The sequence below is a fragment of the Cupriavidus sp. FW305-F7 genome (assembly GCF_058782875.1).
The window spans coordinates 41,382-60,250 of sequence record NZ_JBYSYC010000022.1 but is presented as its reverse complement, the minus strand read 5'-3'; the positions used below and the strand labels follow the sequence as shown (position 1 = coordinate 60,250).

General features: G+C 64.3%; 15 protein-coding genes and 1 pseudogene. 8 read left to right on the top strand and 8 right to left on the bottom strand.

Translation table 11 applies throughout. The features are described 5' to 3' along the window. Positions 1-70: 70 nt before the first annotated feature. From AC3WL8_RS20870 to AC3WL8_RS20850, 5 genes and pseudogenes are all read left to right on the top strand, one after another. A complete protein-coding gene (locus AC3WL8_RS20870; RefSeq protein WP_153954479.1) occupies positions 71-523 on the top strand; it encodes a pyridoxamine 5'-phosphate oxidase family protein in 453 nt (150 codons plus the stop codon). A 23-nt stretch (positions 524-546) separates the two neighbouring features. After that, positions 547-1,163: pseudogene (locus tag AC3WL8_RS20865) on the top strand (TPM domain-containing protein); the annotation flags it as partial. A 199-nt stretch (positions 1,164-1,362) separates the two neighbouring features. Beyond that, the gene (locus AC3WL8_RS20860) at positions 1,363-1,677 is read left to right on the top strand and encodes a GYD domain-containing protein (RefSeq protein ID WP_153954480.1); all 315 of its coding nucleotides are present in this window, start codon (positions 1,363-1,365) and stop codon (positions 1,675-1,677) included. Between the two features lie 8 nt (positions 1,678-1,685). Further along, positions 1,686-2,801, top strand: coding sequence for an alanine dehydrogenase (gene ald / locus AC3WL8_RS20855; RefSeq protein ID WP_492378736.1), 1,116 nt, complete (start codon positions 1,686-1,688; stop codon positions 2,799-2,801). A gap of 93 nt (positions 2,802-2,894) precedes the next feature. Beyond that, positions 2,895-3,776 (top strand): helix-hairpin-helix domain-containing protein, encoded by an 882-nt coding sequence (locus AC3WL8_RS20850; protein ID WP_492378709.1) that lies wholly within the window; start codon positions 2,895-2,897, stop codon positions 3,774-3,776. A gap of 17 nt (positions 3,777-3,793) precedes the next feature. Here the strand turns inward: AC3WL8_RS20850 and AC3WL8_RS20845 are convergent, their stop codons facing one another. From AC3WL8_RS20845 to ppsA, 8 genes are all read right to left on the bottom strand, one after another. Further along, positions 3,794-6,628 carry an AMP-binding protein gene (locus tag AC3WL8_RS20845; RefSeq protein WP_492378708.1) on the bottom strand — a complete coding sequence of 945 codons (2,835 nt, stop codon included), beginning with the start codon at positions 6,626-6,628 and terminating at the stop codon, positions 3,794-3,796. 22 nt (positions 6,629-6,650) lie between these two features. Next, a complete protein-coding gene (locus AC3WL8_RS20840; RefSeq protein ID WP_492378707.1) occupies positions 6,651-8,330 on the bottom strand; it encodes an AMP-binding protein in 1,680 nt (559 codons plus the stop codon). Positions 8,331-8,510: 180 nt separating this feature from the next. Continuing rightward, the gene (locus AC3WL8_RS20835; RefSeq protein ID WP_153954483.1) at positions 8,511-8,759 is read right to left on the bottom strand and encodes an acyl carrier protein; all 249 of its coding nucleotides are present in this window, start codon (positions 8,757-8,759) and stop codon (positions 8,511-8,513) included. Continuing rightward, positions 8,756-9,871, bottom strand: coding sequence for a dihydrolipoamide acetyltransferase family protein (locus tag AC3WL8_RS20830; RefSeq protein ID WP_492378706.1), 1,116 nt, complete (start codon positions 9,869-9,871; stop codon positions 8,756-8,758). Before AC3WL8_RS20830 ends, AC3WL8_RS20835 begins: the two co-directional genes overlap by 4 nt. A gap of 61 nt (positions 9,872-9,932) precedes the next feature. Beyond that, positions 9,933-10,907, bottom strand: a complete 975-nt coding sequence (locus AC3WL8_RS20825; RefSeq protein ID WP_211982983.1) for an alpha-ketoacid dehydrogenase subunit beta — start codon at positions 10,905-10,907, stop codon at positions 9,933-9,935. Further along, a complete protein-coding gene (pdhA, locus tag AC3WL8_RS20820) occupies positions 10,904-11,926 on the bottom strand; it encodes a pyruvate dehydrogenase (acetyl-transferring) E1 component subunit alpha (RefSeq protein ID WP_492378705.1) in 1,023 nt (340 codons plus the stop codon). The genes AC3WL8_RS20825 and pdhA overlap by 4 nt, the downstream gene beginning before the upstream one ends. Then, a complete protein-coding gene (acsA, locus tag AC3WL8_RS20815) occupies positions 11,923-13,692 on the bottom strand; it encodes an acetate--CoA ligase (RefSeq protein ID WP_492378704.1) in 1,770 nt (589 codons plus the stop codon). The genes pdhA and acsA overlap by 4 nt, the downstream gene beginning before the upstream one ends. Before the next feature lie 217 nt (positions 13,693-13,909). Next, a complete protein-coding gene (gene ppsA, locus AC3WL8_RS20810; RefSeq protein ID WP_492378703.1) occupies positions 13,910-16,315 on the bottom strand; it encodes a phosphoenolpyruvate synthase in 2,406 nt (801 codons plus the stop codon). Between the two features lie 446 nt (positions 16,316-16,761). Here ppsA and AC3WL8_RS20805 point away from each other — a divergent pair, with 446 nt between their 5' ends. From AC3WL8_RS20805 to AC3WL8_RS20795, 3 genes are all read left to right on the top strand, one after another. Further along, on the top strand, positions 16,762-17,598 hold the full coding sequence (locus AC3WL8_RS20805; RefSeq protein WP_153954488.1) for a universal stress protein: 837 nt from the start codon (positions 16,762-16,764) through the stop codon (positions 17,596-17,598). Positions 17,599-17,798: 200 nt separating this feature from the next. Continuing rightward, the gene (locus tag AC3WL8_RS20800; protein ID WP_492378702.1) at positions 17,799-18,263 is read left to right on the top strand and encodes a universal stress protein; all 465 of its coding nucleotides are present in this window, start codon (positions 17,799-17,801) and stop codon (positions 18,261-18,263) included. Positions 18,264-18,315: 52 nt separating this feature from the next. Further along, the gene (locus AC3WL8_RS20795; RefSeq protein WP_153954490.1) at positions 18,316-18,801 is read left to right on the top strand and encodes a carboxypeptidase-like regulatory domain-containing protein; all 486 of its coding nucleotides are present in this window, start codon (positions 18,316-18,318) and stop codon (positions 18,799-18,801) included. Positions 18,802-18,869 lie beyond the last annotated feature (68 nt).

The following is an 18,869-nucleotide window of genomic DNA, read 5'->3' as shown; positions in this document are numbered from 1 at the left end:
CAAAGCCGAGGCGGCAGCCATGCCGGCCCCGTTAGGGCCGTTTGTACTAGTGCAACCATGGTGACCAAATATGGACGAAGAGATCAGACAGAAGATCCTGACCTTGTTGAACCAACACAGGATCATGACGCTTGCCACCCTGAGGCCGGATGGCTGGCCTCAGGCTACCACTGTAGGTTATGTGAATGAGGGTCTCACGCTCTACTTCCTCTGTGGTCCGAGCAGCCAAAAGGCGGCCAATCTGGCATTGGATGACCGTGTCTCGCTGACAATCGATCACGATACGCCAGATCTCATGGCGATTACCGGCCTGTCCATGGCGGCGCACGCGCAACTGGTGGTCGATGTGGCCTTAGCGGAGAGGATCCTGCGGATGTTCCCATTCAAGTATCCGGAGCAGATTGCCTTGCCGGTGCCGATGCCGACCACGGCGGACGTCCGAATATTCAGGGTGATCCCAATGGTCATTTCCGTGCTCGATTATTCCAAGGGCTTTGGGCATACGGATCTTGTCACCTGCTGACCTCTGGTCCCTGTAAGCCCACCGAGGAGTATTCGCTTCGCGTGGTCGAGCAATGGAAGCTGGGACGCAAGCGCGTCGATGACGGCGCGCTGCTCATCATCGCCAAGGATGACCGCGCGCTTCATACTGAGGTGGGCTACGGCCTCGAAGGCGTCCTGACTGACGCCGCGAGCAAGCGCATCATCAGTGAAGATATCGTGCCCCGATTCAAGCAGGGCGATTTTTATGGTGGTGTGTCTGCGGGCATCGACCGCATGCTTGGGGTCATCGAAGGGGAGCCGCTGCCACCGCCGGAGGAAACGGCAGGGGATCGGGGCGACCCCATGCGGCAACTGATGCCAATCCTCCTTGTGCTCACGCTGATCCTGGGTGGGGTTCTGCGCTCCATGCTGGGGCGCTTCCCGGGTGCAGTCGCGACCGGTGGGGCCGTTGGTGTGGTCGCGTGGATGCTCTCCGGCGCCATCTTTGCCGGCATGGTTGCGGGAGCAGTCGCGCTCTGTTCACGCTAATGGGTGGCTCGCACATGGGCTTGCTAACTATTGGCGGTCGCTCGGGAAGAAATGGCGGCCGCTCGGGCCCTGGCGGATTCGGCGGCGGTGGCGGCGGCTTTGGCGGTGGCGGTGCCTCCGGTAAGTGGTGATGGTGAAAGTTTGTCGTGCGGCATCTGCGGAGGACTCAATGGCAACTGAGGGTCGCTCGCAGGAACTTTGCGCGCAATCGAGCAAGGTGGCCGCGGGTTCCGTGCCGGACGTTGCGCTGGGACAAGGGCTGCGGCCAGACAGCAGCTAGCCTCTAGCTATACGGCCGACAAAGGGCGCAGCCACCTTGAGGAGTCGAACATGGCGATATTTATCATGGAAACCCGTGTCTCCGTGGAGTCCCTGCGGCAGCCGCGATCGTTTGAGGCATTGGAACGCGGCGTTGCCGGCTATCTGGAAAAAGTCTGTCCGGATGTGAAATGGCTGGGCAGCTATGCGACCCTCGGGCCCTATGATTATCTCGATATCTTCGAGGCCAACGACATCGAAACCGCCATGCAGGTATCGGTCCTGGTGCGGGCGTATGGTCACGGAGAGGCCTCGGTGCATCCGGCCGTGGACTGGGGGCGATTCAAGCACCTGGTGCGGAATCTGCCGGAACTACCACCCGTGTGAGCAAGGCCATGTGGATCGGTGTGCCCAAAGAGATCAAAGACAACGAGTACCGGGTTGGCCTGACGCCTGCCTGCGTGCGCGAACTTGTCAGCCGCGGTCACCAGGTCATGGTCCAGGCCGGGGCCGGGACCGCGCTTGGTCTTTCCGACGCGCAATACGAAGCGGCTGGCGCGAAGCTGGCTGCCGATGCGAAGGCCGTATTCGACCGGGCCCAGATGATTGTCAAGGTCAAGGAGCCACAACCACGCGAACTGGCGCTGCTCAAGCCCGGGCAGATCCTCTACGCATACCTGCATCTGGCCGCGGACCGTGAGCTGACTGCCGCGCTGCTGAAATCCGGTGCGGTCTGCATTGCCTATGAGACGGTTACGGGCCCTGACGGTGGTCTGCCGTTGTTGGCCCCCATGAGCGAGGTGGCCGGCCGCATGTCAGTCCAGGTGGCGGCCGCCTACCTCGAGAAGCCGCACGGCGGCATGGGACTGCTGCTCGGCGGCGTCCCCGGCGTTGCGCCGGCACATGTCGTGGTGATCGGTGCCGGCGTGGTGGGCGCCAATGCTGTCCAGATCGCGGTTGGCATGGGGGCGCGCGTGACAGTATTGGACAAGAATATCGATCGTCTGCGGCATCTCGGCGCTGCGTACGGCAATCAAGTCGTGACGGTCTACTCCAGCGCGGACAGTATCGAGCGCGCGTTGCTCTCGGCCGATGCGGTCATCGGCGCGGTGCTGGTGCCGGGCGCCGAGGCGCCCAAGCTGGTCACGCGCGCGATGGTGGCGCGCATGAAAGCGGGTTCGGTACTGGTGGACGTGGCGATAGACCAGGGAGGCTGCGCCGAGACATCGCGTCCGACCAGCCATACGGATCCGACCTATGTGCTGGACGGCGTGCTGCACTACTGCGTGACTAACATGCCGGCTGCCGTGGCCAGGACCTCCACGTTTGCCCTGAACAACGCCACGATCGGTAATGCGATGGCCCTTGCCGACAAGGGATGGTCCCGCGCGCTCTCAGACGATCCCCACCTGCGGGCCGGGCTAAATATCTGTCGCGGGAGCGTGACCTATGCAGCCGTCGCAAGCGCTCATGGCTACGACCATGTACCCGCAGAGCAGGTGCTGGCCTGAACGGGGCCGACAGACAGGAGTATCCGACAGTACGGCCGACACGTTGCTGTCCGCCGACTATGGCGGCGCAAGCCCCACGGCTGACAAGGCAAGATGAAACTTCCTCGCAATCTTCCCGACAATCAGCAGGTCGCCCATTGCCTGCAGGAAGCTGCGCAGCACCTGGAGGAGCAGGGCGCGAACCCGTTCCGGGTCGGCGCATACCTGGCTGCCGCGGACACCGTTGCCAACCTTGATGCCGATATCCGGGCGCTCTTTGACGAGGGGGGCATTGACGCGCTTGATGCGCTGCCCCGCATTGGCAAGGGAATCGCGGGGGCGATCGCAGAAATGCTTATTACCGATCGCTGGCGCCAACTGGAGCGACTTCGCGGTGGAGAGGACGATGCGGGGCTATTTCAGACGGTGCCGGGGATTGGCCACGAACTCGCCACCCGCATCCGTGACACCTTGCATATCGATACCCTTGAAGCGCTGGAGCTTGCGGCTCGCGACGGCCGTCTCGAGCGGGTCGAAGGCGTTGGCCCGCGTCGCCTGGCAGGCATTCGCGCTGCGCTGGATGAAATCCTGAGCCGGCAGCGTCAGTGGCGAGTCCTGCATCAGCGCAAGGCACCGCTGATGGAGCCGTCCGTATCTATGTTGCTGGAGATAGATCGCGTCTATCGCGAGAAGGCCGCCGCTGGTGCGCTGCCGACCATTGCCCCAAAGCGATTGAACCCAGAGGGAAAAGCGTGGCTGCCGGTCCTGCATGTGACCAAGGATCAGTGGCACTTTACGGCGCTGTTTTCCAATACCCAGCGCGCCCATGAACTCCGGCGTACCGCAGACTGGGTGGTCATTTACTTCTACGACGCCGGCCACGAAGAGGGCCAGCGAACCGTCGTTACCGAGACTCGCGGTTCATTGATCGGCAGCAGGGTCGTGAGAGGGCGTGAGTTGGAGTGCAGGGAACAATACCTGGAGCGGGCGCCGTAGTCGCCCCAGGCGGCGGATCAATCTGCCGCGTCTGGCTCCTGTAGCCTTGAGCGGATCTCGTTGCGTGCCGTGTCGCGCAGTCGCAATAATGCTGGCCAGTCATTGCCTGATGCGAACGCGGCTTCGCCGGCAACGAGTGCCAACGAAGCACGACTCGGCCACCAGCGCCCGTCCCGCAGCAATGAGCGGGTGCCGATCAGGGCGATGGGAATAACCGGCGCCCGCGCGCGGGCGGCGCACCGGAACGCGCCCAGCCGGAAAGGCCTCAATCCGGGCTCTCGCCGGAAGGTGCCCTCGGGGAAGAAGACGAGGGATTCGCCCCCCAGGATTCGCTTCTCCAGCGCACTGGTATCTTCGACCCCACGCGCGGGGTCGAAGCGCTCAACGAAGGCGCAGCCAAGCCTGCCCAGGAGCATCGCCAGCGGCGGGCTCCGCAGCAGTTCCTGCTTCGCCACAAAGGTGAAGTGGGGAGGCAGCACCGCCGTGAGCAGAATCACATCGGTGTAGCTGGCGTGGTTGGCCACGATGACCACCGGCGCCGACCGGCCGAGGTCGGGCAGGCCTTCGATCTTTGGAGACAGCCCAGTCAGCGCGAGGCCGAGCCGGGCGCTGGCCCGCGCGATCCGCCGACGCAGCGGGCGCCCCGGGAGGAGCACCACCAGCAGACAGGCTGGCAGGGCAAACAGGACGCAAACCGTCCATACCCAGGCACCCCAGATCCACGCTGAGGCCTGATGCAGGAAGCGCGCGAACTGGATGCTTGCGCCAGAGATGGCAATCCGTAGCAGTTGACGCCAGGGCGCGCGCGGCGTGCCATGGATCTCGCCCCGTTCGTACAACTCCCGGCAGGCGGCGCGGCGCAGCTTGCCACTGGACGTCTTGAGTACCGTGCGCGGCGGCGCCAGCACCACTTCGTCGACAGGCATGCCCATCAGGTCTACCGCCAGATGGCTGATTTCGGCACGTATCCGGCTGCGCGCGTCATCGTCCTCTTCGCGCGTCTCGGCCAGAACGACCAGGCGCTCGGTACCGGAGCGTGTATCGGTGGCGGGGAAGACCGCGATACCGCCTTTGCGCACGCCGGCCAGCCGGCTGATCGCCTCTTCGAGTTCCTGCGGGAACAAGTGCTGGCCAGCGCGAATAATGATGTCCTTGAGGCGCCCTGTCAGATAAAGCTCGCCGGCTGCGATATAGCCCATGTCGCCGCTCCTCAGCCATGGACCATCGAACAGGCCCGCTGTGGCCTCGAGGTTGCGGAAGTAGCCCGTGGTCGCGGACGGGCCTCGGAACTGGACATGCCCCAGCGCGCGTTCGGGCAACTCGTGCCCGGCTGGATCGGTGATGCGGATCTGATGGCCCGGCAGCGGCAGGCCGCTGGAGACCAGCCTGAGCGCCCTGCGCCCCGACCGGTCCGGCGCACGGGCGATACCCTGGCGCGCGAGCGCATCCCGATCGATTTGGTCGACGCACGGCCCACGTCCTGTTGGCGGGAACGCAAGTCCGACCGAGCATTCGGCGAGGCCGTATACAGGGGTCATGGCGGCGCGATCGAAGCCATACCTGGCAAAGCGTGCGGCAAAGCGCTCAATGGTTTCCGGGCTGACCGGCTCAGCACCGTTGTATGCCAGACGCCACGAACTCAGGTCCAGGCCGGCAAGATCCTTTTCATCAATCTTGCTCGCGCAGAGCTCGTAGGCGAAGTTGGGCGCCGCGGACACGGTGCCGCGATGCTGGTGAATGGCCCACAGCCAAGAGGCAGGGCGCGTCAGGAAATCAGTGGGCGACAGCAGCACCAGGCGGAATCCAAGCTGCAGACCCCCCATGCAGGCTCCGATCAGGCCCATGTCGTGGTACAGCGGCAGCCACGACACAAAGACATCGGCCGCGGTAACATGCGCGGCACGCTCCATCGCTCGTAAGTTGGCGAGCAGATTGGCATGCGTTAGCATGACCCCTTTCGGGTTGCCCGTGCTGCCGGAGGTGTATTGCAGAAAGGCAATGTCATCCGGCCGCCCGCGCCCTGCGCCGCTTGGGCCATCACCAGCGGCGCTGAGATCGGCAGGCGCCAGGATCTTGCGCAGCGCCGCGCATTGCGCGCGCAGCAGGCGCAGCAGGGGCTTGGCCGGTGGCGCAGTCACGAGGATGGCAGCCTCGGCATTGGCAAGGATCCCGGCGCTGCGCCGCATGTGATCCTCGATCTGGGAGAGGCGCGCGGGCGGATAGAGCGGCACGGGGATACAACCGGCATAGAGGGCGCCGAAGAAGACGTCGAAGAAGTCGCGTCCGGTCGGCAGCATCAGGGCCACCCGGTCACCCGCGGCCAGGCCCTGCCGCGCCAGGCCAGTGGCTACGGCAAGCGCGCCCGCCCGCATTGACCCGTAGCTGAGGTCGCCGCTCCCCTGGAGGGTGGCGTATATCTCATCGCCATGGGACGCTGCATGCCAGTCAATCAGGTCCATGAGCGTAGCGGCACTGTCTGGCGGCCGGTTGGCTGCTGCCGTCCTGGCTGCACCATGCACCACGGGGACCGCGGGCATCGCAGCGGGGATGGCGGCGGCTGCCCCGTGCGCTGTCAGACTGAGCAGGTCACGAGGCGTCTCGGCGGCCATGAGCGCTTCTTCATTGACCCTGGCGCCATATTCGTCCTCGATGCGCGTCAGCAGCTCCGCGCGCGCCAGGCTGTCCAGACCGAAATCGCGCTCGAGCGAATGATCAATCCCCAAAGTGCTGACTTCCTGCGCACCGGGCCGCAACTCTGCCGCCAGCGCGCGTACGATGCCAAGCAGACGTTGCGCATCGGCAGGCCCGGCTTCGGGTGCACAAGGGGGAGTAGGATCGCGCATGTCATTCATTGCATCTTCACTCGCCGACAACTCAGGGGCGCATTCCGATGGTAGTTGCCCGCCCTTCGGTTTGCGGCCTGAGCAAGACCTTGCCGAGGGCCGACCTGGCCAGCGATGGCCGGAACTCAACGTAGTGGGGCACCTTGTAGCCGGTCAGCTGCGCGCGGCAATGGGCCAGCACTGCCTCGGCGGAAAGCGCGGGATCGCGCCTGACCACCAGGAGCTTGACTGACTCGCCGGAGCGTTCGTCCGCGACGCCGATGGCGCAGGCGTCCCGGATGCCGGGATGCTGCATGGCCACGTCCTCGACTTCCTTGGGGTAGACCTTGAAGCCGGATACCACGATGACCTCCTTGCTGCGCGCGAGGAAGCGCATACTGCCTCGGGTGTCCATCACACCCATGTCGCCGGTGCGCATCCACCCGCCGACGCCGAGAACGCGTGCCGTTTCCTCCGGCATATTCCAGTAGCCCCGCATGACCTGCGGGCCTTGCACACAAATCTCGCCCGCCTGGCCCGGAGGGAGGTCCTGACCCGTCTCGTCCCGGATGGCTACCCGTGTGGAGGGCAGCGGCATGCCGACAGCCCCGCTGAACGCCACGCCACCCACAGGATTGATACAGACAACCGGTGCCGCTTCGGTCAGGCCATACCCCTCGATCAACGGAACTCCGGTGGCCTGCTGCCAATGCAGCGCTACCACGCGCTGCACTGCCATGCCGCCGGCAACTGCCACCTTGAGGCTGCCGGCGTTTGCCCGGCAGATCTCCGCAAAACCCGGTGCGTCGAGCAATAGCCTGAACAAGGTATTCACCCCGCTGATCGCGCTGAAGCGCGTGGTCCGCAGCGTACGCAGCAGCGTGCGGAGATCGCGCGGGTCGGTGATGAGCACGTTGTTGCCGCCCCATCGCACGAACGTCAACAGGTTCGCCGTCAGCGCAAAGATGTGATGCAGGGGCAGCGGCGTTACCACAACCTCCTTGCCAGCCTGAAACGTCGCGCCAAGCCAGGCGGAAATCTGCTCGACATTGGCCACCAGGTTGCCGTGCGTGAGGATGGCACCCTTTGGTATCCCGGTCGTGCCACCCGTGTATTGCAGCAGGGCAATATCCTCCGGCGTAAGCGGAGGTTCGTCTGGCGGCTGACGACGGCCACGTCGCAGCGCGGCATGGAAGCTGACCGAACCCGGCAGACGCCAGGGCGGCACGCGACGCTGGATCCACTTGACGAGAAGGTTGACCAGGCGTGCCCGCAACGGAGGGAGAAGATCGCCCACCTTCGTGGTCACGACCTGACGAACGGCAGTGGAGCCGAGAACCGCCTGCAAGGTGTGGGCAAAGTTCTCCAACACGACGATCGCGGTCGCGCCTGAATCTGCAAGCTGATGCCGCAACTCGGGCGCCGTGTAGAGGGGGTTGACGTTGACCACCACCATGCCGGCACGAAGGATCCCGAAGAGCACCACGGGGTATTGCAGCAGGTTTGGCAGCATGATCGCCACGCGAGCACCCTGGCTTAGCCCCTGCTGCTGGAGATACGAGGCAAAGTCGCGCGTCAGGCAATCGAGTTCCGCGTACGTGAGAACAGCTTTCATGCTGGTGAAGGCCTCACGCGTGGCGTATCGCCGGCAACTGTGCGCGAGCATGTCGGCAAGCGAAGCAAAGCGATGGACGTCGACCTCCGCAGGCACGCCTGGGGGATAGTGTTCCACCCAGGTGGGTCTCGGTTCGGGAGACGGGGTTTTCACGTACTCTGGCATATTGCCCCCGATGCTTTTGGCTTGCCCGCCGGCGACACGGACCACCACTGTTCGGCGAAGGGCTTCCATCCGGTGCCATGTGTGCCGGGTGTGCAGGACACGACGTTCTCTAGCCTTCGGGCCGAAGCAAGCTCAACGTGTTGCTGCGGCTTCCAGGTAGGACACGACATCGTCAAGCGTGACGAGCCGGCCGTAGTCTGACTCCGGAATCTCCACCTTCAATTTCTCATGCAGGGCAAGCAGGAAGCGGAGCCAGTCCATGGAATCAAGGTCGACCTCCCTGCGCAGCGGACGATCCGGGCGCAGGGCCTGCGGCTCGATCTCAGGGGCGATCTCGCGTAACGTGGACACGACGATGGCGCGGATACTGGCGTTGTTCATCGATCAAGCTCCTCAGGATGTTGCAGCAGTTCCCGTAGTTCGGTGAGAAAGAGCGCGCCACGATGACCGTCGGAGACACGATGGTCGGCCGAGAGGCTGGCTGTCATGGCTGGCATCACTGTCACTGCACCGTCTTCCGCCCATGGCTGCTCGATGATGCGACCGAAACCCACCAGCGCCACCTGGGGAGGGTAGATGACCCCGAACACCTGTTCCGCGCCCTGATCCCCGAGATTGGTAATGGTGACGGTAGGCTCGGACAACTCGGCACGCCTGAGGGAACCAGCGCGACAGCGTTTGACCAGGTCGGCCAGTTCTTGCATCAGTTGTGCAACTGGCTTGCTGTCGGCATGCAGCAGCGCTGGCGCCACCAGGCCGCCCTGGCGGAGGGATATCGCGACCCCGACGTGCACGGCCGTTGCGGCGCTGAACGCACCGTTGCGGAAGAATCCATTTAACTCGGGGAAGCGCTTGAGAGCGACTGCGACGGCTTTGATCAGCAAGACTGCCGGGAGGGCGCGCTCGGTCATGGACCGGCCAGCATTTTCCCGTGCGAGCCAGGCGAGCGCAGTGCGCAACGGAATCGTCTCTGCGACGTAGTAATGGGGAATCTCGCGCTTGGCTCGCGCCATCGCCGCGCCAATTGTCTTGCGGATTTCGGCCGATCGGTCGCCTGGCGTGGCGGCGGGCTTGCGCGCTGCTTGCTCGACATCGGCCAGTGTCACCGCGCCACCCGGCCCGGTGCCGGTCAGGGCTTCGACGTCGATCCCCTGTTCCCGAGCGAGCTTGCGCGCTGCCGGGGACACCATGCGTCGACCCTGAGTGCCGCCCGCCGGCTCTGGTCTAGGCGCGTGCCGTATGGCGCCCGGTGTTTCGCCAGGCTCAAGGAAGGTCGCCATCAGCGTGCCGACGGGAATCTTGTCTCCCCGCGAAACCAGGAGTTCAGCGACGACACCGTCGTGCCACGTCTCCACCTCGATCGCAGCCTTGCTGGTGTCGACCACGGCGATGATCTGCCCCTTCTTCACGGTGTCGCCGGGCTTCACGGCCCATTCGAGCAGCGTACCCTCATCCATGTCTGCGCCCAGCGAGGGCAGGCGGAATTCGATCACGTTGTCCTCGCCGGAACGATGCGCCGATTGCGGGCACGGGAGGTGAGGGGTGCCGGCTTGCTCATGCGATCAGCTGGCTGGCGGCGGCTGCAATCTTGTCGGCCTGGGGCAGGGCGGCCTCTTCCATATGCCTGGCATAGGGAATCGGTACCTCCGCAGAACAGACTCGTGCGACCGGTGCGTCGAGTTCATAGAAGACCTGTTCGACGATGCGCGCCATCACCTCCGCAGCGAGGCTGACGCTGCGCCAGCCCTCGTCGACGATCACCGCACGACGGCATTTCGCGACGGATGCCATGATGGTCGCATCGTCCAGCGGGCGCAGGACGCGCAAATCGACCACTTCTGCATCGATTCCCTGGGCCGAAAGCAAATCGGCGGCTTGCATCGCCTTGGGCAGGCCGCCACCATACGCGATCAGGGCCACGTCCTTGCCGGTCCGCCTGACCAGTGCCGAATGGATATCCACGACGGACGCTTCCGGGATTTCGCTTTCCACGTTGTACAGGCCTGCATGCTCGAAGATCAGCACCGGGTCGGGATCGGCTAATGCCGGCGCCAGCATGCGGCGTGCATCCTCGACGGTGGCGGGCGCCAGGACCCTGAGGCCCGGTATGCTGGCATACCAGCCCTCGAAGCTGTGGGAATGCTGGGCCGCGACCTGGCGGCCCGCCCCGGTGGCCATCCGGATCACCAGCGGTACGGAGAACTGCCCACCAGACATATGGCGGTACAGGGCTGCGGTATTGACGATCTGGTCGAGTGCGAGCAGGCTGAAATTGACGGTCATCAATTCGACGATGGGGCGCATGCCGCCCAGGGCCGCGCCGATGCCGGCGCCGGTGAAGCCGAGTTCCGAAAGGGGGGTATCGCGGATGCGTTCCGGGCCGAACTCGGCTAGCAGTCCCTTGGAGACCGCATAACTGCCACCGTAGCGGCCAACGTCCTCGCCCATCAGGAAGACGCGACGGTCCTTGGCAAGCGCCTCGCGCAGGGCTTCGCGCACGGCCTCGCGGTAGCTGAGGCGCACGCTCATGGGGTGCCTCCCGCCGGTGAGCACACATCCTTCAGCAGATCCTCGACAGGCTCCAGGGTACCCGCCTCGGCAAAGGCCTCGGCCCTCGCAACCTCCACCCCAACGTCGGCGTCCAGCGAGAGAAATTCGTCTTCCGTCAGCTTGCCTTCCGCCTTCAGCCGCGCGGTGAACGTATGAATGGGACCGCGTGCCTTCCACGCCTCGACTTCGGCCGCCTGGCGATACAGATCCGGGTCGTACATGGAGTGAGCGCGGAAACGATAGGTGCGCAGCTCAAGGAACACCGGCCCCGTGCCGCCCCTGACGCTGGCCACGGCATTCCTGGCAGCTTCGCAGACGGCGACCACGTCCATTCCATCTGCCGCAAAAGCCGGCATCTTGTAGGATGCTGCCTTGACGCAAAGGTCTGTCTGTGACTCATGGCGCTCCAGAGCCGTCCCCATCGCGTAGAGATTGTTTTCGCAGCAGAACAAAAGCGGCAGCTTCCACAATGCGGCCAGGTTCATCGATTCATGGAACGCGCCTTCGGCGACCGCCCCGTCGCCGAAGAAGCAGGCGGTAACGCGCTGGCGGCCCTGCATTTTCTCGGCGAGCGCAAGGCCCACCGCCAGCGGCAGGCCTGCGCCCACGATGGCGTTGCCCCCAAAGAGGCGGGTAGCGCGGCTAAACAGGTGCATGGAGCCGCCGCGGCCTCGCGCACAGCCTTCCTGCTTGCCGTACATTTCGGCCATCAGCACGCCCATGTCCATGCCGCGAACCAGCGCATGCCCGTGTTCGCGATAGGTGGCGACCACATTGTCGTCAGGGGCGAGCGCGTGGAGGACACCAACGCATACGGCTTCCTCGCCGATGTACAGGTGCAGGAAGCCGCGTATCTTGGCCTCGCCGTAGCGCTGCGCGCATGCCTCCTCAAGACGGCGAATACGCACCATGTCGCGCAGCAGCAAAAGCGAGAAAGCCTTGTCATAGGGAACCGGTCCGGCTGGTGGCGGGGGGGCGGGATGCTCGATGTCCATCATGATCCGGTCTCAAGCGTGGAGGTGTCGCCCTCCGGCAGGCCAAGTTCCCGGGCCTTCAGCAATCGGCGCATGATCTTGCCACTGCGTGTTCGTGGCAATTCCGCGAGGAAGGCGATGTCCTTGGGGGCCACCGCCGCGCCGAGGCGGCTCCTGCCATGGCCAAGAAGCTCCAGGCGCAGCGCTTCAGAAGGTTCAAAGCCTTTGTTGAGCGATACGAATGCCTTCACCACTTCCCCTGCCACCGGATCCGGCTTGCCGATGACGCCGGCTTCGGCGACGGCCGGGTGTTCCATCAGCGCACTCTCGACCTCGAAGGGGCCGATCAGGTGTCCCGAAGACTTGATGACGTCATCAGTGCGGCCGACGAACCAGTAGTAGCCGTCGGCATCGCGGCGTGCGAGGTCGCCGGTCAGGTACCATTCGCCGGCGAAGCACTTGCGGTAGCGCGCTTCGTCGTTCAGATAGGCGCGGAACATCGACGGCCAGCCGCTTCTGAGTGCAAGCTCTCCCTCGGTTCCGGGGGTATCGATCAGCTCGGCGCGTCCGTCTTCCTTGCGCAGCACGATGGCCGCGTCCACCCCGGGAAGCGGCCTGCCCATCGCCCCAGGCTTGATATCAAAGGCTGGCGTGTTGGCGATCATGATGCCGCCTGTTTCCGTCTGCCACCAGTTGTCGTGAATCGGCAGGCCCAGCACGTTCTTGCCCCACCAGACAGCCTCGGGGTTCAGGGGCTCGCCGACACTGGCGATAAACCGCAGTTTCGGGAAAGCATGCGCTCTGGCCGCATCGGCCCCCGCCTTCATTAGCATGCGGATCGCGGTCGGCGCCGTATACCAGACCGTAACGCCTTCGTCGCGAAGGATTCCATACCAGCGCGCCGCGTCGAATTCTTCGGGGTCCACAATAGACGTTATGCCATGCAGCAATGGGGCGATGGCACCGTAGGATGTGCCGGTCACCCAGCCCGGATCGGCCGTGCACCAAAAGATGTCGTCCGGATGAAGATCGAGCGCATACCTGCCGGTTGCCCAATGGGTGAGCGCCGCGCCATGGACGTGCACCGCCCCCTTTGGCGTGCCGGTCGTGCCACTGGTGAAATGCAACAGCGCCATGTCTTCGGATGTGGTGGGCGTGATCTCGCACGCGTCCGTCGCGCTGCGCATCATTGCAGCCAGGTCAAGCGTGCCCAGTATTGCGGTGGGGCCGCCGTCTTCGGCGACCAGCAGAACGTGTTTGAGGCTAGGTATGCGGTCGCGCCATGCGGCGACCTTGCGCATGAAGAGTTCATCGGTGGTGACCAGCACCGAGCCCTTGCCAAGGTTCAGTCGCGTGGCGATCGGCTCGGGGCCGAATGCCGAGAACAGCGGCGAGACCACGCAGCCGTTCTTCAGGGCGCCGAGCAGGGCCGTATATAGCTCCGGGATGCGCCCAGCGAGAATGAAGAGCCGGTCTCCCTTGCCCACGCCGAGTTCGCGCAGGACGTTACAGAAGCGATTAGTGAGACCGGCCAGCTCTGCGTAGGTAACGGCGTGCGCTGCCGGTCCGCCGCGGGAAAGAAAGCGGAATGCGACCTTGTCACCCGCACCACTTTCCACATGGCGGTCCACCGCCTGCCAGGCGATATTGAGTCCGCCATCGGGCTGGATGCCGAGGGTCCCGCGGATGGGGTCCCAGGAAAAGCCACGACGCTCCGCCTCATAGTCGGCAAAATTTGGCGCAACACGCAGGTCCGCTGCCGTCTTGTGGATGATTGTTGACAGATCCATTCTGGCGCTTGGTCTCCTTGGGACCACTATAGGAGCCGGGGCAGGCAGCGAAAAGCGGTGCGGCCAGCGCTGCCCGGCCGTCCTTTACCCACGCGGGCAAGGGCGCGCCCGGACCGCTTTAGGGAAGGCATCGGGGCTAACGGTCAGGGTCAGGCTGCCGTAGGGAGCGTTCTCGGTACTTCCGGCATGTCTCTTCCATCTTTCGCCTGTCTGATGCTCATACAGACGAGATCCTTGTCCTTGCTTGCTCGGCGGCAGCAACATGATGCTTGACCGCGATAAAGCTATCGGGACTCACCGACATCGAATCGATGCCGCTTTCGACGAGGTACCCAGCAAACTCCGGGTGATCGCTAGGCGCCTGGCCGCACAAGCCGACATCGGCCCCGGCCTTGTGCGCCTCTGCGATGACGCTGTGGATCATCCATTTGACAGCGTCGTCCTGCTCGTCGAACAACTCCGCGAGTTCTGCCGAATCGCGGTCCACGCCAAGCGTGAGCTGAGTCAGGTCATTGCTGCCGATTGAAAACCCATCGAAGCGCCTGGCGAACTCGCCTGCCAGGATCACGTTCGACGGAATCTCGCACATGACATATACGTTCAGGCCGGCTTCGCCGCGCACGAGGCCGTTCTCCGCCATGACCTCAAGTACGCGGTCCGCCTCTTTTGCGGAGCGGCAGAATGGGATCATGACGATCACATTGGTGAATCCCATCTCCCTGCGCAGGCGGCAAATCGCCTGGCATTCCAGCGCGAAGCCCTCCCGATAGCGGGGAGAGTAGTATCGCGACGCCCCGCGGAATCCAAGCATCGGGTTCTCCTCCCGGGGCTCGAATTCCGCGCCGCCGATCAGATGGGCGTACTCGTTGGTCTTGAAGTCGCTCATGCGGACCACTACCGGGTGTGGATACTGGACAGCGGCAATTCTCCCCAGTCCGCGCGCGAGCCGGTCGACAAAGTACTCCGTCTTGCTTTCGTATCCAGCGGTCAAGTCGGCAATTGTCTGCTTCGCCTCATCGTCCTTTAGCGTGTCGTAGCGGACCAGCGCCATTGGATGGATCTTGATGTGATTGTTGATCACGAACTCCATCCGCGCCAGCCCGACGCCATCGGCCGGGATCCGCCACCAGCGGAACGCTGCTGCGGGGTTGGCAAGGTTCAGCATGACCTTGGTATGGGTTGCCGGGATACTGCCAAAGTCGATTTCCTCGACTTCATAGTCGGCGGTGCCTTCGTAGACAAAGCCCTCGCGACCTTCCGCGCAGGAAACGGTGACCTCTTGCTCGTCGTGCAGCAGATGGGTCGCATTGCCCGTGCCGACGATCGCCGGAAGCCCAAGCTCACGGCTTACGATGGCTGCGTGCGAGGTGCGGCCGCCGTGGTCGGTGACGATGGCAGCTGCACGCCGCATGACGGGCACCCAGTCGGGGTCCGTGGATTGGGTCACGAGGATAGCACCGTCGACGAAGCGTCCCATCTCGCGTGGGCTCTCGATCACGCAAACCACGCCCGCCGCGACGGCATCCCCGATGCTCACGCCCGATGCCAGCTTGCGGCCGGCCTTCTTGATGCGGTAGGTCTTCACCGCGCTCGCCTCGCGTCGCGACTGGACGGTTTCCGGTCTGGCCTGGACGATAAACATCTCTGCGCTCTCGCCGTCCTTCGCCCATTCGATGTCCATGGGCTGGCCATAGTGGTCTTCGATCGTGCGGGCCCAGCGCGACAAGGTAAGAATCTCCTCATCTCCCAACACGAAGGACGCGCGTTCTGCCTTCGATGTCGGGACATACTTGGTCGGACCGCGGCTATCGCTCGTGTAGATCATCTTGCGGCTCTTGTCGCCGAGCTTCTTCCCGATGATCGGCGTGAGTGACGGGTCGGACAGAAGCGGCTTGAACACCTCGTATTCGTCCGGTTCGACGGTGCCCTGCACGACGCTCTCGCCCAGACCCCAGGCGGCGTTGATCAGGGCCACCTTGTCGAAGCCGGTTTCGGTGTCTATCGAGAACATCACACCGGCGCCGCTCAGGTCGGATCGCACCATGCGTTGGACGCCGACCGACAACGCAACCTTCAGATGGTCGAAGCCCTTCGCCTGCCTGTAGCTGATCGCGCGGTCGGTGAAAAGCGAGGCGTAGCAGCGCCGGCAAGCGTCAAGCAGTGCACGATCACCCCGGATATTGAGGAAGGTTTCCTGTTGTCCGGCGAAGCTGGCATCCGGCAAATCCTCGGCGGTCGCGCTCGAGCGCACGGCGACGTCCATGTTGACCCGTCCGGTCCGGCGGTTCAGCTCTTCATAAGCCAGACGGATCGCCTCAGCCGTTTCTCTGGGCCATTCGCCGCGGAGGATGAGCTGACGAATGGCGGCCCCGGCCTCGGAGAGGGAAACCTTGCCGTCAGCAAGTTCGCTGAGCACCCTGGACACGGTTTCCTGCAGGCCATTCGTGTCGATGAAGCGCCAGTATGCATCCGCCGTGACTGCGAACCCCGGGGGAATCTTGACGCCTGCGGGCGCGAGGTTGGCCACCATCTCCCCCAGCGACGCGTTCTTGCCACCGACGCGAGGAACATCGGCCCGTCTTAGATCTTCGAACCAGACAACCTGCGTATGTTCGTTGGACATGTGCTGCTCCTTCTCGGTGGACTTATACCGACGCCTAAGCAAATCCGGATTCCCTTTCAACGCGTAACGTCTGGGAAGCTGCCAAGGGGGGTTGAACAGCGCTAGCGAGCGACTGACTGATTCACACTAGTGGTGAAATGGCATTGTGGCTTGATACAACGCAAGCCCCCACAAGGCACCCACAAGGCAAGCTTCACCGGCGGCAACTCTGTGCACTGAAGGCGGCACTGGTGCGAAACACGGCGGGATAAGTCGACGCAACGCGATGCAGAGTACGCCGTGTAGGCGCGGGGCGATCATCTCGATGTTGACGTGCATCATGCTTGGCCGCCAGGCGAGCTCCGATAATGAGAAATGGAGACTCAGGCGACAACATTCGCTTTTCGAGCTACGGCACACCAACCCGGTCGCCCGGCGCTTTCGAAGTCCCTGCACAGGAGAGCATCATGGTCTTCAAAACCGTATTGGTCGAACTCGGGCGTGACACAGGCTGCGCCGCTCGTGTAGGCGTTGCAGCGGACCTCGCCAAGCGCTCCGGCGGTCATGTGGTGGGATTGACCGCGACCGGCGTGCCGTTCGAGCGGATTCCGGACGCCGGCAGCGATGCAGAGCGCTACGTGGATGTGGCCAGGGTCGGCCTGGCGGCACAGGCGGAAGAGATGGGCGTCGCGTTCCGGCGCCTGATGGAGCAGGCAGCGCCTGGGGTGGCACATACCCACCGCGTGGTCGAGGAAGACCCGGGATGGGCGTTGGCGCAGGAAGGCCGAGTATCAGACATCGTCGTGCTGGCACCACCGCCCGACCCGTATTCGGTAGGCAGCCTTGCAGCCGAGACCGCCGAATATGTACTGCTAAATGCCGGCAGGCCCGTGTTGCTGGTGCCGGATACTTACCAGCAGGCGGAGATGGAACATATCGTGATCGCTTGGGATGGCTGGCGAGAGGCCGCTCGCGCCGTGGCGGACGCGATGCCGCTATTGCTGTGCGCAGAGCGGGTCACTATCGTGGCAGTATGGAACCGGGACGACCGGCCTACTCCAAAGTCGGAACCAGTCGCGGGCCTGCGTCAATACCTCGAGCGGCATGGCATTGTCGCGGGGGTGTACAACGAACCGACGAGCGAGGCGGTTGGCCGGGTGCTGCTTGAGGCTTCACGGAGCCTGAACGCGGACCTACTGGTGGCCGGTGGCTACGGACATTCCCGCATGCGCGAGGTGATGCTGGGCGGCACCACGCGGACGCTGATGCACCATGCCGGGATGCCACTGCTGCTGTCGCATTGAATGGCGGCGAAGCGCTGTGTGCCACATGCTCACCGCGATTGCGCGGCACGAAGACCGGTGGGCCTGCGCATGTCGCTGATCAGGTCGCGAATTCGCAACCGGTCGGTCAGGGGGACTTTAGGGCTTCGTTGACTGGCATCAACCCGCATGCCCTTGCGACCGCTACTTTGGAAAGAACCATAGCCGAAGCCGAGGTCGCCATGTTCCGCCGAATTCTCCTAGCCATCGATGGCAGCCGTTCATCCTTAAGTGCCTTGGAGCAGGCAGTGTCCATGGCGCTGGCCACCCACGCCGAGGTCAGGGCCATGTTCGTCGTCGACGACAGCGACCTGTTCTTCGAGATCAGCGCGCGTGACCGGCCCGGGCTAATGGCCGACATCATTGCTTATGGCAAGCAGGTGCTGGCTCGCGCCGGCGAGCGCCTGAGTGCCTCCGGCGTGCGCTGGAGCAGCAGGTTGGCCGAGACGCCCGGCACCCCTGCGAGGATTGCCGAGGCGATCGTCGCGGAAGCGGACCACTGGAGCGCGGACCTGATCGTCATGGGCACACACGGCCATCGCGGCGTGCGGCACATGGTGCTGGGCTCGGTCTCGGAGCACGTGGTCAGCAAGACGGTTCGCCCCATACTGCTCGTTCGGCAGCAGTCAGGCAGCGAAAGCCCCTGACCGTTCCGTCCCGGTCCGCGGATACCCCAATAATCGTCTCGGAGTGACGCAAATGCAGGTTTCAAGAAGGCTTGGCCTCGGGCTGTCGTCGCTGGCGATTGCCGTTGCGGCGGCCGGTTGCGCCACTCGCGCCGCGCCGGCTGGAGCTGGCGTGCAGATTATGGAGCAGCACGGCGTCTCCTACGTATCGGGTGGGGACGATGAGGCGGGCCTGCAAAGCATGTTGACCGTCGCCGCGCGTTTCAATGTACGGCTGACGATGGTGGATGCCGGGCGCGGCAAGCCGCTGGGCGGTGCCACGGTGGTCGTGGCCAGCCAGGCGGGCCGCCCCGTGCTGCACACTACCGCCAGCGGACCTCTGTTCTACATGCGACTCAAGCCGGGTGCCTATCGGCTCGCGGTGGGCTACCAGGGACGGGACCAGATGCGCGACATCGTCGTCGCTGGCGAGCCGCTCGACATGACGTTCCGGCTGCCGGTCAATACGCTCGAGGACGACTGGCTGCTCTGCGGCACGACACCCTGTCCGCGTCGCTGAACCCGACGCCTGGACCGGGTCGCCGCGGGCAGGACACCGCGCGGGTTCGCGGCGGGTCAGAGCGGACC

Coding starts and splice junctions, on each gene's coding strand:
- AC3WL8_RS20870 (WP_153954479.1), top strand. CDS start 71: ATGGACGAAGAGATCAGACAGAAGATCCTGACCTTGTTGAACCAACAC.
- AC3WL8_RS20860 (WP_153954480.1), top strand. CDS start 1,363: ATGGCGATATTTATCATGGAAACCCGTGTCTCCGTGGAGTCCCTGCGG.
- ald (WP_492378736.1), top strand. CDS start 1,686: ATGTGGATCGGTGTGCCCAAAGAGATCAAAGACAACGAGTACCGGGTT.
- AC3WL8_RS20850 (WP_492378709.1), top strand. CDS start 2,895: ATGAAACTTCCTCGCAATCTTCCCGACAATCAGCAGGTCGCCCATTGC.
- AC3WL8_RS20845 (WP_492378708.1), bottom strand. CDS start 6,628: ATGAATGACATGCGCGATCCTACTCCCCCTTGTGCACCCGAAGCCGGG.
- AC3WL8_RS20835 (WP_153954483.1), bottom strand. CDS start 8,759: ATGAACAACGCCAGTATCCGCGCCATCGTCGTGTCCACGTTACGCGAG.
- AC3WL8_RS20825 (WP_211982983.1), bottom strand. CDS start 10,907: ATGAGCGTGCGCCTCAGCTACCGCGAGGCCGTGCGCGAAGCCCTGCGC.
- pdhA (WP_492378705.1), bottom strand. CDS start 11,926: ATGATGGACATCGAGCATCCCGCCCCCCCGCCACCAGCCGGACCGGTT.
- acsA (WP_492378704.1), bottom strand. CDS start 13,692: ATGGATCTGTCAACAATCATCCACAAGACGGCAGCGGACCTGCGTGTT.
- ppsA (WP_492378703.1), bottom strand. CDS start 16,315: ATGTCCAACGAACATACGCAGGTTGTCTGGTTCGAAGATCTAAGACGG.
- AC3WL8_RS20805 (WP_153954488.1), top strand. CDS start 16,762: ATGGTCTTCAAAACCGTATTGGTCGAACTCGGGCGTGACACAGGCTGC.
- AC3WL8_RS20800 (WP_492378702.1), top strand. CDS start 17,799: ATGTTCCGCCGAATTCTCCTAGCCATCGATGGCAGCCGTTCATCCTTA.
- AC3WL8_RS20795 (WP_153954490.1), top strand. CDS start 18,316: ATGCAGGTTTCAAGAAGGCTTGGCCTCGGGCTGTCGTCGCTGGCGATT.